The organism is Gordonibacter sp. Marseille-P4307 (assembly GCF_900604965.1).
Taxonomy (GTDB): Bacteria; Actinomycetota; Coriobacteriia; order Coriobacteriales; family Eggerthellaceae; genus Berryella.
In genome coordinates, this window is the sequence record NZ_UWPD01000001.1 from 1,584,238 (window position 1) to 1,597,447 (window position 13,210).

The following is a 13,210-nucleotide window of genomic DNA, read 5'->3' on the forward strand; positions in this document are numbered from 1 at the left end:
AAAGGAAGCGCCATGAACCCTCTGGGAATCCGCGACATCATCGGCCCCATCATGATCGGCCCCTCGTCCTCCCATACCGCCGGAGCCTGCCGCATCGCGCTCATGACGCGCAACCTGCTTTCGGCGCCGCCCGCCGAAGTCGAGTTCGTTTTGTACGGATCGTTCTCCCACACGTACCGCGGACATGGGACCGATCGGGCTCTCGTCGCCGGTATACTGGGTCTTCTACCCGACGATCTGCGCCTGCGCACCTCGTTCGACCTCGCACGCGAGCGAGGCGTGACCATCGTCGTCACCCCCGACACCGTTTCGGAAGCACCGCATCCCAACACGGTGGACATCCGCGTGACCGACTCGGAGGGTGCGCGCACCGAAGTTCGGGGCATCTCGATCGGGGGCGGGGCGGCGCAGATCACCCGCATCGACGGAATCGACGTGGCCGTTACGGGCGAATTCAACAACATGATCGTCTACCAAAACGACGCCCCCGGCGTGCTTGCGCATATAGCCGGCTGCCTTGGAAACCGATCCATAAACATCGGAACGGTCACCATGCACCGCACCGAGAAAGGCGGCGACGCGTTCACCGTTTTGGAAATCGACGACGAAGTGGATTCAGCTACCATCGACTGCATACTGGCCTTCGATGCCGTGAAATCGGTACGGTTCATCCCTGCCGCCTGCGCATCGAAAGCGGCCGACGCCGTAGCGCCCACCCTGTACCCGGTCGATGCGCAGGCACGGTTCAAAGAACTTGATTTCTCAAGCGCCGCCGAGCTGCTTGCCTACTGCGAGCACCACAGAAAGTCTATCAGCGAGGCCTTCTCGGATCGAGAGGAGGCCCTCATGGATGCCCGCCCCGCCGACGGGCGCGCAACTTCCCAGTACCTCTCGCATGCGCTCGAGGCGATGCGCGAATCGGCTCGCAAGCCCCTGTCCCAACCCGGCAAATCGATGGGGGGACTCATCGGAGGAGAGGCGGCGCGCGTCTGCGCTTTGGGCGAGCGCGGCATCGCGCGCGGCACCTTCTCGAAACTGACCGCCTATGCGCTGGCCGTCCTGGAAACGAATGCGTCGATGGGACGCATCGTGGCCGCCCCGACGGCCGGATCCTCGGGTGTTATTCCCGCAGTCTTGCTCTCGTTGCAGGAAACCCACGGATTCGATGACGAGCAGGTGAAGAAAGCCCTGATGAACGCCGGTGCCATCGGGTACCTCATCGCGCGCAACGCCACCGTCGCCGGCGCCGAGGGAGGATGTCAGGCCGAAATCGGGTCGGCAGCGGGCATGGCGGCAAGCGCGGCGGTCGAATTGATGGGCGGCACGCCTCGCATGTGCCTCGATGCCGCGAGCACCGCCCTATCCAATACGCTGGGATTGGTGTGCGACCCCATAGCGGGCCTAGTAGAAGCGCCCTGCCAGATGCGCAACGCCTCGGCGGCGGCGGGCGCCCTCATCGCCGCGCAGTGCGCGCTTGCCGGAATCCAGCATATCGTGCCGTTCGATGAAACCGTCGATGCGATGTACCGTGTCGGACGCGCCCTGCCCATGGAATTGCGCGAGACGGCCCTCGGCGGAATGGCGGCCTGTCCATCCTGCACCAAATTCAGCAGCATCGGATAGCCGCCCGACCGTTCTTTTACTTTACTGGCACCCGTTCAAACTGGAGAACGCCCCGAAACGCGAGCACGAACCGATGCACAGATTGAGCGCGATGAGACCGCAGCAGCACTGCAGGCAGCCCGTCGTCCCCAAATCGAACCCTCGAGTGCGGGCCTCCTGCTCGTAGGCCCGCCCCGCCGTCTGAAACGACGCGAGTACGCGGCGGTAGTCGCCGTTGCCCGGATCGTTCTGAACAGCACGTCTAATCTGCTCGTATGCTAAAACCGTGTGACCGGCGCCGTAGTTTGCCAGCGAAGCCAGGTACAACCAGCGTGCAGTGCGCTCTTTGGGGGGGATGCCGTCGAGGGTGGCCTTTGCGCGCACGTAGTTCTCGGCGTTGATATCATCGATCGCCGAGCGCATCGCCGCAGAATCGGCAGCCGAGGCCTCGGGGTGGACATCGTGCGGCCCGTTACCCGCATAGGTGTAGTCGCCGAAGATATCCTCCCAGGTGAATGTGGTGTACACCCATCCGTTCTGTCCCTGGTAGGTGCGCGGGCCCCATCCGTTTCCGCCCGGGGCGTACGCAGAGCCCCCGGCGAAGGGGTTGCCGTAGGGGCCCGCCTGCTGCGCCGCGGCGCTCGAACCCCCGCGCGCATAGGCCTCCTGGGCTCGTCGGCGCGCATCTTCCCGCGCATATCGCTCGGGGTTGGTCAGACGGTCATAGGCCTCGTTGATCTCGTTCATACGCGCGGCGGCGCCCTCGTCCCCCGGGTTCAGGTCGGGATGGTTCTCGCGCGCCTTCTTCCGGTACGCCTTCTTTATATCGTCGGGGCTCGCCGACGGGGACACGCCCAAAACCTCATACGGAGTCTTGCTCACGAACCCACCTTTTACCTCGCTGCGCGCGAACGCGCCCCTTCGTCTTGCTCGGTACCCGTACCGCGTCGTTGCACAGGCGCCGTGTCGCGCGAAGACGTCGCTTCGCACGTCTCGTTGAATGTAGCCCAAATACCCGAATAAAGCACGCTTCTCATGAGATGAGCATCCTTTACCAAAGGCAGCTTCTCGAACGCAGCAGCAGCCCAGGCCGCGTATCCTGAAAGAACGCCGCGAACCTCTTCGACCGACAAACCCGTCTGCAAAAGCGGGTTGTACGACCCGGTGCGCGCATCCTGCTCGCGGTCGAGCACCGCATCCATCACATACACGAACTGCCCCAGCCAGAAACCGAGCTCCCTCAGAAGCGGCGCCCAGCGATCCTCGCGGTAGGCGAACAGCTCTCCCAGCACCGCGCCGAAGCAGCGGGCCGCCTCGTCGCCCCCGAACGCCTCCCCGCCTACCGGGCAGCTCCGCTCGATAAGCTCGATCCGATCGAGTCCCAGTTCGATCGCGCGGCACTGAACGGGCCAGCGAGCTTCGACGTCCCGATAGCGCGCTTCAAGCGCCTTCGCATACAGGCGCGCGGCGCGGCTGCCATCGTCGGTCCAGTCGTCAAGCGATTTGCGGTAAGCCATGACCACGTTCATATCGGCTGCATAATCGATGCAGGCCGATCGCGCAAGCGAGCGTCCCCCGATGGGATGAAACGCGCAGGCCCCGTGGTCGGTTAACTCGCCGTCCTCGTAAAGCGATGAAAGCACGAGCGCCAGAAACGTCAGGTCGTTGCTTAAAGACAGGCGGCTGACCTGCCCCGAGCGCTCCTTCAGCGCGTGGCACACCCCGCAATACACTTGCCGGTACCGAGCTCGCTCGGCTTCCGACAAGACCTCGTTGTTGGGAATAACGATGCCGAACACCGATTCTAACCTGCTTTCAGCGGAGAAGGGGGCGCCGACGCCCAGACGGTTGCAGCCGGTTACGTCGTATGGATGGACTGTTTGTGGCAATGGGGGCAGGTCGCACGGATCTTACCTTTCCCCTTCGGCAACGAGAACACCTTTCTGCACCGGGGGCATTTGATGTAGCGCGTGGTATGCCGATTGGTCCAGCGCTTGTCGAGAAGCGAGAACCAAGCGCGCTGCTTCTCGGTCTTCCGAAGAAACGCGCTGTTTTCGCGCGCGCGCGCCGGATAGTTGCGCGAATACATGCGGAACAGCTCCCACAGCAGAAGCGCAGTCGAGAGAAACCAGAAGAGCCGAACGTGCGAAAACGAGGCGACCATGCACGCAATCGCCGCACTCAGTAAAAACTTCCCCAGCTCATCCATACCATATCGGCCTTGATTCAAAGCGATGAAACCTTCTCTCATCCGCCGTGCGAACGAATCGAACCGCTCGTTGCCTCTCGCCATCGCAAACCCACCTCGCATCCAACCGCCCCGGAAGGCGGATCCGTTAATTCGCATGTCCGCCGCGCTTCGTAAGCCTCATGCGCGCGTCCTCCCGTTCGTTGAAACGCGGATCGGACGCGTCAAAGCCCTCCTGGCGAGCCCTCAGCTTCCGACGCGCGCGCTCACGATCATCCGAAAGCAGCGCGTCGCCCACCACGCTCGCAGAAAGCGCATGCGAGTTGACCTCGGGCGCATGCTTCACATCCAGCGCTTCGAACCCGGGTTCGCGCTCGTAGGCGATGCGCACCGACACGTATTCGCGAACCAAAAGCACGAACAGGATGCTCATGATGATGAGGTACCCGATCACCGCCCCCTCCAAACCGGTGATGTTCACCATGAGCAGCAGCACCAGAAGCGAGAACCCGAACGTGATGAAGTACAGCTCGGTCACCACACGCTGACGGCGCAGGATCACGATGACCTGATAGAGAAAGTCGATTCCCGCCGTCACTCCGCCGGCAGCCAGCATAATGAAGGCCAGATCGGCGTACTGGGAAAAATCCAAACCGTACATGAAGCTGAGGAGCGTGATGCCGATCCAGCTCATGCCCCCCGCAGCCAGAAGCGTGACGGCCACGATAACGAGGACCATCACCAGAATCATCACGTCGAACCGGCGGCGGTGCGACACGTCGGCCCACAGCTCTGCCATGCGCACCAGCTGGGGCTTGTAGATGAAGCCAACCGTCAGCAGCACCGCCTGCGCCGGGAAGTACAGCGCATTGAAGTACAGCTGGTTGTCGTAGGAAAGCACGCCGTCCATCACGAACTTGGGCATGTTGTCTACCAGTGCATACATAAACAGCGCAAAGAACAGAGGAGCGCAGGCTCTGAACAGATCCGATACGCCCCGCGCCCTCAATGGCTCGGACTTGGGGGTCTCGAACAGCGCCAGGGGAAACGTCACAATCAGAAACGTCAGCGCCGCAGCGACGAACATTCCCATGGATGCCGCCACCAGGCTACCCGTGATGGCCAGCAGCACGACGAACACCACCAGGGCCAGAAGCGAGCGAATCGTCTGCGAGATGCCGCCCAAATACAGCTTGTCGGCCTGCTGAAGACGCCCTTCGTACACATCCGCCAGGGCATCGACCATCTTGAACAGCACGACCGCCGCGCACAAGTCCGTCATCGCCGGATCGTAGCCGCGCCACGCGCACCACGCCGCACCAGCAACCACCATGAGCACGCAGGTGATAAGACGATTCACCTGATAGTCCTTGAACGAATGAAGGCCTTCGAGGTCCGAGATCTGATACGTGCGCACACCGTAATTGCCCATGAAATACAGCAGGTTCGCCGTGACGAAGGCGATGGAGAACATGCCGGCCCGCTCTGCGCCCGAAAGCTGCGTGACCACGATGGTGAGCACCGGGAACAGAGCCCCCCAGGATATAAGCCCGATCGTGTTCCACACGTAGTCGCGCGAGGTGCTGTGCGCCTCGTACTCTTCGGCGGCATCCGAGAACCCGCCTCCCGAAGCAGCGCCCAGAAGACGATCCCACCAGGCGTTCATCAAGGCGACGGCCGGGTTGGGCCGCCGCGGGCGACGACGCGCGGAGCGAAAGCGCTTGGTGCGGGAAAAATCTTCGGTCAAAGCCATGTCCTTCGATGTCTGCCGTGCCGATTCGTTCCTTTCCATTATAGGGGCAGCCGCGCGGCCCTTGGAAACCCCCGCAGAACCACCAAACGCGCAGCAGGACGGATGCCGGGCGCAGCGAGGCGTCGGCATCGACTCGATGGCCGTCCGCGCGGCGCGCACAGCGGCGACACTGCGCCTTCCACGCCGAAAATCCAATTCACCTGCCTTGAAGCGCCGTCCGTATCTTAGAATGGATGCGTTTGCACAACAGGGAGCGAGCGAGGCCCGAAACGGGCCCGGTTCTTCCAGAAAGGACGGTTACCGTATGTCAACCGCGACATCGAGCACCCAAGAGCCCAAGCAGAAGAAGAAGCTCAACGACACGACCTGGATTCTGCTTGCGCTTCTCGCCGGTGCGGCTTTGGGGATCATTCTGAACGGCGTCGTCGTCAAGGGCGATTTCGTCAGCACGTATTTCATCGAGGGCGTCTGCTACGTCATCGGACAGGGATTCGTCCGCATGATGCAGATGCTCGTCGCGCCTTTGGTGTTCTGCTCGATCGTCGTAGGGGCGGCGTCCATGGCCGACCCGAAGATGCTGGGCAAAATCGGCGGAGGCACGATCGCGATGTACCTGGTGACCACAGCCATCGCCATCCTCATAGCCATGGTGCTCGCATCGTTTACCAACCCCGGCCTCGGCCTGGATATGGGCTCCATCGTCTCGGTCGAACCCAAGGCGGTCGAGTCGAAACCCTTCCAGGACGTTCTTCTGAACATCATTCCCACTAACATATTCGAGGCACTGTCCAAGGGCACCATGCTGCAGATCATCTTCTTCGCTTTGCTGCTGGGCTTCATCCTGGGCGGCGTCGGGCACAAGGTGGGAACGGTCAACCGGTTCTTCACGCAGTTCAACGCGATCATGATGAAGATGATCGCCCTGCTGCTGAAAATCGCGCCCATCGGCATCTTCTTCCTCATCACCCGCACGTTCACCAACCTCGGCATCGGGGGCATCGTTCCCATGCTGAAGTTCGTGCTCACCGTCTACGGCGGATTGCTGCTTCAGCTGTTCATCGTGTACATGCTTATCCTGTTCTTGTTCACGCGCCTGAATCCCCTCCACTTCCTGAAGAAGTTCTGGCCGGTCATGCTGTTCGCGTTCACCACCAGTTCCTCGAACGCCACTATCCCGCTGAATATCGAGACGCTCGAGAAGCGCATCGGCGTCAACCACAGGGTAGCCTCGTTCACCATCCCCCTGGGCGCGACCATCAACATGGACGGCACCGCCATCATGCAGGGAGCCGCCGTCATCTTCTGCGCCCAGGCCTTCGGTATCGACCTGGCCACCTCCGCGCTTCTGTCCGTTATCGTGACGGCCACGGCGGCCTCCATCGGCACCGCCGGCGTTCCCGGATCGGGAACCATTATGCTCGCCATGGTGTTTTCGAGCATCGGGCTTCCCGCTGAGGGCGTCGCCATGATCATGGGCATCGACCGCATTCTCGACATGGGCCGCACCGCCATCAACGTCACCGGCGACGGCGTGGTCACCACCTGCGTGGCCAACGCTGCGGGCATGCTCGATCGCGACGTGTTCAGAAACGACCGCATCGAGGAAGTCGATATGGAGGCGCTGCCGCTGTCCGAAGATCCCCACACCGCCGAGGCGTACGTGGAGACGCCCGCCGGATCCGAGATCGGAGCTTCGGGCGACCTCGATCGCTTCGCCGATGTGGACGACCCTTTGCATCGCGACAACTAAACCGCCCGCGATACGAAAGATACGAAACCCCCGGCAGCATCGTTCAGGCTGCCGGGGGTTTCTCCGTTTCCGACTTCGATGCAGTCGGCCGCTCTGCACTGCGAAAGACTAGCCTTCAACCTCCACCAGGGTGATCTCGAAATTGAGATCCTTGCCCGCAAGCTCGTGGTTGAAATCGAACGTGATAGTGCCGTTTTCAAGCGCGGCAACCATCGCGGACATGGGCATCCCGTTCGGACCGCTCAGCATGACGCGCTGCCCCACCGTGCAGTTCTCGGCTCCGGGAAGCTGAGCCACCGCAACAGTCTGCACGGCGTTGGGATCGACCTCGCCGTACGCTTCAGCGGCCGGAATGTGAACGGTTACGGTCTGGCCTACCTCCATCTCGGCGACGACGCGATCGAACCCCGGGATCATCATCCCCGCGCCAACCGTGAATCCGATCGGCTCGTTGCGCGAATACGATGAATCGAACTGGGTGCCGTCGTCAAGCGTTCCGATGTAGTGCGCCTTGACCTTCTTGCCCTCGTTGCTCATGAAGAGCCCCTTTCGTTTGAAAACAGACTGACCCAGTGTACAGGAAACCGAACCCCGAACTAGGGGCGCTTGCCGATTGCGCACACGTACCCCGTTTCGGAATCGCGATAAGCTTGCACATCCGAAAACCCCGCATTCAACATGAAAGCTTCGAGTTCGGAGGCGGTATACACGCTCATTCCCTCGATGGAGCGCGCGAACTCAACCGTCGAGGGGTCTTCTCCATCGGCCTCGTTGCAGATGAGCAACGAACCGCCCGGCCTCAGAACGCGAAACGCCTCGGAAAGGGCCCCTTCCACATCGGGCCAGAAATACACGGTTTCAAACGCCGTGACCGCGTCGAACTCCCCTGCGCCGAAAGGCAGAGTCGACACGTCCCCCTGCACCACCTCGCAGCGGCCCTCGGCGATGGCCCGTCCATTCCTCTCGCGCGACACTTCAACGCTCAGCTCGGAATAGTCGAGACCCGCCGCGAAACCGCCGCTCCCCATGCGATCGAGCAAGCGACCCAGATTGGCTCCTCCGCCGCAACCCAGATCGAGAGCGCGGCGTGCACCCGCACACGACAGGTGGTCAAGTCCCCAGTTCGCCAATTGCTCGTGGTTCCCCGTATTCATGCGGTCCAGCATGACGCGCCCCGCCTCTCCGTCCGGACAAGCGGGGTTTCCCTCAGGGTGTACAGGCGCTGTCGGCTCCATATCGGTGCCTCCTCTGTGTTCTTTTCGATACGAAAGCGAATCGTGCGGAGCCCGAGAGGGCTTCGCGGCGGCATGCGTGCAGAATCTCTAGACGCGGTAGGCGGGATCGATCTTCTGGAGCTCGGCGAACGAATCGATCTCGTCGATATCGTCGAACGAACACTCCCTCACCCGCACGCGATACCGATCGCGGCACATAACGCAGGGCACGTCGTCCCAGAACCGCTGACGATTCTCGTCTCGAGCGAACTCGCGCGGAAGATCCTCGGCCAAACGATCCCCCGCCTCGGCGGTCCAGTACGACACGCCGTACATGTGGTGGCAGTTGCGGCCGCCTTTACGCAGATCGGCAACGTAGCCGTCTTCGGTATGGAAGCACCAGTCCTCGGTCGATTCGACCGGAACGCCCAGGTACCAGCTCTCGTAGTTGTACTTCCTCAGCAAACCGGGGTTCGACAGCATCAGATCGCTCTCGAACGCATACGCGTTGCGAAAGTGATCGTGCGCGCACACCGCCGACGAGATGTTGTTCGTGGTGTCGTACAGATCGTTTCGGATGAGGGTGACATTCGGGTAATCCCTCTTCAAAAGCTCGAACTCATCGGCCAGATACCCTACGACGATGTAGATCTCCTCGATGTCGATAGCCGCCAAAGCGTCGAGCAGGCTCTCGATGATGCGCCGCCCCTTCACGCGCACCAGCGGCTTGGGCGTGTTGATGGTAATGGGCAGCATGCGGCTTCCGAAACCCGAAGCGAACAGCACCGCCCGCCGAGCCCGATACGGCTCGAGCGCAGCCAGGTCCTCCTCGGTTGCCCGACCCTGCTCGTACTTCTCCTCCAAAAGCTCGAACTGACGAGCCGATAATCCAGCCATGTCTCTCCCTTCGCCGAACCCGCTTCCAGCAGGTTCGGTCTGCTGCGCAATCACGTTCGCTATTCTAGCGAAGTTCCGCCTCGGCGGCTGCGAGGCGCGCAAACTCCTCCTCGGGAGAATTCGCCACGAGGTGCCGGCAGGCATACAGGCGAAAATACCCCAATCCCGCCGCGATCACGACGACGGCGCACGCACCGCAAAACCCCCGGCCGGCCGGCTCGCGAACGCGCCGCCCGTTTCCTTTTCGCTGTCCTTCATGTCGAATTATCTGGCATACCCGTCGCAAGCGGCAGCGGCGAACTTGGAAGCCGCCTTGTACCAAAGATAGAGCCAATCCCCGACGGGATGGCCCCGCGCCTCTTTGTAGATGGCCCATACGTACCAATGCCAGCCGACCACGGCCACGCAGCCCAGAAAGTGGCGGGCTTGCGAAGCGGCGGGATCGCACCTCAAGTAGACGGCGTAAACGTCCAGCGCCTCCTCAACACTGCATGGAGGACCCTGCGCGACGAAATTCGCAACGTCGCACACCGGATCGCTCATACCGGAGTACTCCCAGTCGATGAGCCACATGTCGTCGCCGCGCACAAGGATATTGGGGGCGTAGAAGTCGTTGTGGCACAGAACGCGGCTCACCTCGTCGTCAGCCATGAGTTCCCACAGCTCGTCGATGCGCGCCTCGAGTTCGCAAAAACCGCGCGGAAGCGGGTAGGACTGCTGCTCCAAAAGACGCTTCAGAGCCTTCGAGTTCTCGTAGAAATCGAAATCCCAATCCGACTCCTCGCCGCTCTCGTGAAGCGTCCTGATCATGTCCATAGCACGCTCAACCTGATCGGTATCGGAAACATCGAACTCGGAGCATCCTTCTATGAACTCGGATATCTTCCAACCTTCGGTGGAGTCTTCGAACACGAACGTATCGTCGAGGCCCAGCTTCTTGGCCACCTCGAGCGACCGGGCCTCGGAAGCGCGGCTGATGATCTCGTCGGTTCCGTTTCCCGGATGACGGTACACGTACTTCCTCCCGCAGGCGGTGAACAGAACCGACAGGTTCGACAGACCGGCCTTGATCGGTTCGACGTCGGCGATGTCGGTGCGCTCGCATGCGAGCGTGCGGCAGATGTTGTCGAGAATGCGGGAGTCGACGTTGACGAAGAAGTCCTCATCGAACGCGGTGAGGTCGGTCACGTAGTCGAACTCGTAGATGACGCCCTCCTCGTACGGTTCGATATAGACGGTAAACTCTCCCAGATGATCCGACAGTACCTCTTCCCACAGCTTGTCGGCGGTTTCGGGCAGGTCGTATTCGTCTGCAATGATCTGGGAGAACCGCCGCGAGAACTCGGGGGAGAAGCAAGCGGGGCCCTGCAGGGCGACCCCCGCCTCTTTCCCCATCTGGATCGAAGAGATGCGGGACTTGGTGTTCAGTCGCGGGATCAGCCTCTCGGTCCGTCCCGCGTTAGGCGAAGCCGAAAGATACGTGTCGAACGCATAGGGGCTGAAGATGTTTCGCTCGTAGTACTCATCGGAGCTGAGAACGTAGGTGCGATCGAGGTAATCGCGCGCGCACAGCAGAGAAGCATGGTTGTTCCGATGGACGTAATCATCGGTGAACAGCAGCTTCACCCCCAGCTCTTCTTCAAGGTAGAAGAAGCACTCCTTCATGTAGCCCGCCACGACCACGATCTCGTCGATACCCGCCTCGCGCAGCTGGCGAACCAATCGCTCGATCAGAACCTCGCCCCGAACCTCGAACATGGCCTTGGGTTTCTCGAAGGAAAGAGGCGTGAACCGCGTCGAAGACCCCGCCGCCAAGATCACCGCATTGCGGACGCGATACTGTTCGAGCAGCTCTTCTCCCGCAGGGGCAATGTGGAAATCATGGTTGAGCAAACCTTCTTTTCGCAGGTAAAGACAGGCATGATTCACCGTACCCAGAGAAAGACCCGTCTCGAGGGAGACGTCGCGCTGAGTCGGCCGATCTAAAAGCTTGTAGCATGCAAGCACCTTGAATTGGTTGCGGTTGAGCATAGGGTCCCCGTTCGTGCGAAATCGAGCGATCGCGTTGTTTCGGACAGGCATCGAGTCTCGATATCGCTGCATCACCGAAACTCAAGTTCATAAAACTATATCACGAAACTTTTTTGAACACGATACGGGAGAAAAGAACGGGTCGCAAGCGACCCGCGGATTGCCCTGTGCATTCATGCACGCGCTCTCGAGAGCTCCGGGCACGCTAAATGCGACCCTTCCCCATCATGCCCCTGGCAACCGCCGCGAGAAAACCCTGCGATTGGCGGCGGTACGGGCGCCCGCCCAGCAGGAGCCGTTCGACCTTGATGCGACCCAGGTCAGAAACCGACACTTCGTAGGGATTCTCGGATAGAACCACCATATCCGCAACTTTTCCCGTTTCAAGCGAGCCGCGCGCATCCTCGTCGAACGTCGTCCATGCGCCGTTATACGTGCACATGCGCAGAGCCTCGCGCGGCGTGAGGGACTGACCCGCAACACTGTGGTTGCAAGCGCGCTGCATCCACAGGATCGGATCGGGATCGGTGCAGGGCGCGTCGGATCCCGCCGACATGACAACCCCCGCATCCCACAGCATGCGCAGGGGGTTCAGTCGCTCAGCGCGTTTGCGCCCCATGATAGACGCGAGATACGAATCGGGTTCTTGCGGCCAGTCGATGAAGCTTGCCTGCATGGGAAGATGAATGCCGTACGCTGCGCAGATGCGCACGCCTTCTTCGGTTGGAAGGCACGCGTGGATGATGCCGTGGCGGTGGTCTTCGCGGGGAAAATCTTCGAGCGCGGCCTTCAGAACGCGCGCAGCCTGATTAAACGCCGCGTCGCCGATGGCGTGCATCTCGATTTGGAGCCCGGCGCGGTTGGCCTCGCAGCAAAACGCGATCAGCTGCTCGTCGGTGTAGTACAGCACGCCGGTGTCGTCCGAACCCTCGTAGGGTTCGATCATGGCGGCGTCGCGACTGCCGAAGCACCCGTCCAATGCGCAGGCGAAGCAACCCCCGATACGGACAAGACCGCGCTTCAAAGCGGCCTTCACCTCAAGCGACTGGGGAAACACACGCACCTGAAACCCGCTTTGAGCGCTGCGACCCACCCATTTCTCGAGCGAGATGTCCAAATCGGCCGGAAAACCGACACCGCTGACGGTATGCACCATACCGATGCCTCGTGCGGCAAGGTAGTCCATCGCCCGCTGCATATTTCCGATGAGCCGAGGAATGGAAATGGATCCGGTAATGTAGTCGAGCGCCTTGAAGAAGGCCTCCTGATTCATCTCTCCGGTATCCGGGTGATATCCGCGCTGATCGCTCACGCGCCCTTCGATCAGACCGAGCAGCGCCGAGTTCACCACGCAGGCGTGCCCGTCGTACTTGACCATCATAACCGGCTTGTCGGGGCAGGCCTCGTCCAGCTCGGCACGCGACAGCAAGCGCCCCTCGGCAACCGAATACGGCGAGGCCCCGAAGGCGATGAGAACCTTTCCCGCATACGTGCGGGAAAATTCGGCCACCAGGCGCTGTATCTCGTCGTTCGAACGGGCTTCCATAACGTTGAGTCCTGCGTTGAACGTTGCGAGGCTCGCGAAATGCTGATGGGTGTCGACAAACGATGGGCACAGCGCGCGGTTTCCCAGATGCTCGCGCGCGGCATCCGCGTACTGCTTGGGAAGCGCATCTCCCACATAGGCGATCAGACCGCCGTCTTCCACCAGATAGCGCGCAACCGTATCGCGCTCATCCACCGTGAGAATCGATCCTTCGTAGACCTTCATGCCG

11 protein-coding genes are annotated in these 13,210 nt (G+C 61.3%); 2 read left to right on the top strand and 9 right to left on the bottom strand.

The genetic code is table 11. The annotated features are described in order from the left end of the window. The first annotated feature begins 12 nt into the window (after positions 1–12). Positions 13–1,623, top strand: a complete 1,611-nt coding sequence (gene sdaAA, locus EIH26_RS07255) for an L-serine ammonia-lyase, iron-sulfur-dependent, subunit alpha (RefSeq protein WP_124061540.1) — start codon at positions 13–15, stop codon at positions 1,621–1,623. A 21-nt stretch (positions 1,624–1,644) separates the two neighbouring features. Here sdaAA and EIH26_RS08625 read toward each other — a convergent pair whose 3' ends face one another. The 4 genes from EIH26_RS08625 to EIH26_RS07275 form a co-directional block, all read right to left on the bottom strand. Continuing rightward, entirely contained in the window at positions 1,645–2,484 is an 840-nt protein-coding gene (locus tag EIH26_RS08625; RefSeq protein ID WP_164471017.1) for a J domain-containing protein, read from the bottom strand. Positions 2,485–2,495: 11 nt separating this feature from the next. Continuing rightward, the gene (locus EIH26_RS07265) at positions 2,496–3,401 is read right to left on the bottom strand and encodes a DUF5685 family protein (protein WP_206424698.1); all 906 of its coding nucleotides are present in this window, start codon (positions 3,399–3,401) and stop codon (positions 2,496–2,498) included. A gap of 59 nt (positions 3,402–3,460) precedes the next feature. Beyond that, entirely contained in the window at positions 3,461–3,811 is a 351-nt protein-coding gene (locus EIH26_RS07270) for a hypothetical protein (protein ID WP_206424699.1), read from the bottom strand. A gap of 127 nt (positions 3,812–3,938) precedes the next feature. Then, positions 3,939–5,537: a lipopolysaccharide biosynthesis protein gene (locus EIH26_RS07275; RefSeq protein WP_206424700.1), complete on the bottom strand. Its 1,599-nt coding sequence runs from the start codon at positions 5,535–5,537 to the stop codon at positions 3,939–3,941. A gap of 310 nt (positions 5,538–5,847) precedes the next feature. Between EIH26_RS07275 and EIH26_RS07280 the strand changes: the two genes are divergently transcribed. Continuing rightward, complete coding sequence (locus EIH26_RS07280; protein ID WP_124061542.1) at positions 5,848–7,293, top strand: dicarboxylate/amino acid:cation symporter; 1,446 nt, start codon at positions 5,848–5,850, stop codon at positions 7,291–7,293. Between the two features lie 108 nt (positions 7,294–7,401). On the opposite strand, the gene EIH26_RS07285 is transcribed toward EIH26_RS07280, so the two are convergent. The 5 genes from EIH26_RS07285 to EIH26_RS07310 all read right to left on the bottom strand — a co-directional run bounded on the left by EIH26_RS07285 (position 7,402) and on the right by EIH26_RS07310 (position 13,206). Then, positions 7,402–7,830, bottom strand: a complete 429-nt coding sequence (locus tag EIH26_RS07285; RefSeq protein WP_124061543.1) for a peptidylprolyl isomerase — start codon at positions 7,828–7,830, stop codon at positions 7,402–7,404. Between the two features lie 59 nt (positions 7,831–7,889). Then, a complete protein-coding gene (locus EIH26_RS07290) occupies positions 7,890–8,528 on the bottom strand; it encodes a class I SAM-dependent methyltransferase (RefSeq protein ID WP_124061544.1) in 639 nt (212 codons plus the stop codon). An 87-nt stretch (positions 8,529–8,615) separates the two neighbouring features. Beyond that, on the bottom strand, positions 8,616–9,404 hold the full coding sequence (locus EIH26_RS07295; protein WP_164471018.1) for an NTP transferase domain-containing protein: 789 nt from the start codon (positions 9,402–9,404) through the stop codon (positions 8,616–8,618). Positions 9,405–9,668: 264 nt separating this feature from the next. After that, the gene (locus tag EIH26_RS07305) at positions 9,669–11,435 is read right to left on the bottom strand and encodes a phosphotransferase (protein WP_164471019.1); all 1,767 of its coding nucleotides are present in this window, start codon (positions 11,433–11,435) and stop codon (positions 9,669–9,671) included. A 205-nt stretch (positions 11,436–11,640) separates the two neighbouring features. After that, complete coding sequence (locus tag EIH26_RS07310) at positions 11,641–13,206, bottom strand: amidohydrolase (protein ID WP_124061548.1); 1,566 nt, start codon at positions 13,204–13,206, stop codon at positions 11,641–11,643. Positions 13,207–13,210: the final 4 nt, after the last annotated feature.

Coding starts and splice junctions, on each gene's coding strand:
- EIH26_RS07285 (WP_124061543.1), bottom strand. CDS start 7,830: ATGAGCAACGAGGGCAAGAAGGTCAAGGCGCACTACATCGGAACGCTT.
- EIH26_RS07290 (WP_124061544.1), bottom strand. CDS start 8,528: ATGGAGCCGACAGCGCCTGTACACCCTGAGGGAAACCCCGCTTGTCCG.
- EIH26_RS07310 (WP_124061548.1), bottom strand. CDS start 13,206: ATGAAGGTCTACGAAGGATCGATTCTCACGGTGGATGAGCGCGATACG.
- EIH26_RS07295 (WP_164471018.1), bottom strand. CDS start 9,404: ATGGCTGGATTATCGGCTCGTCAGTTCGAGCTTTTGGAGGAGAAGTAC.
- sdaAA (WP_124061540.1), top strand. CDS start 13: ATGAACCCTCTGGGAATCCGCGACATCATCGGCCCCATCATGATCGGC.
- EIH26_RS07305 (WP_164471019.1), bottom strand. CDS start 11,435: ATGCTCAACCGCAACCAATTCAAGGTGCTTGCATGCTACAAGCTTTTA.
- EIH26_RS07270 (WP_206424699.1), bottom strand. CDS start 3,811: ATGGATGAGCTGGGGAAGTTTTTACTGAGTGCGGCGATTGCGTGCATG.
- EIH26_RS07280 (WP_124061542.1), top strand. CDS start 5,848: ATGTCAACCGCGACATCGAGCACCCAAGAGCCCAAGCAGAAGAAGAAG.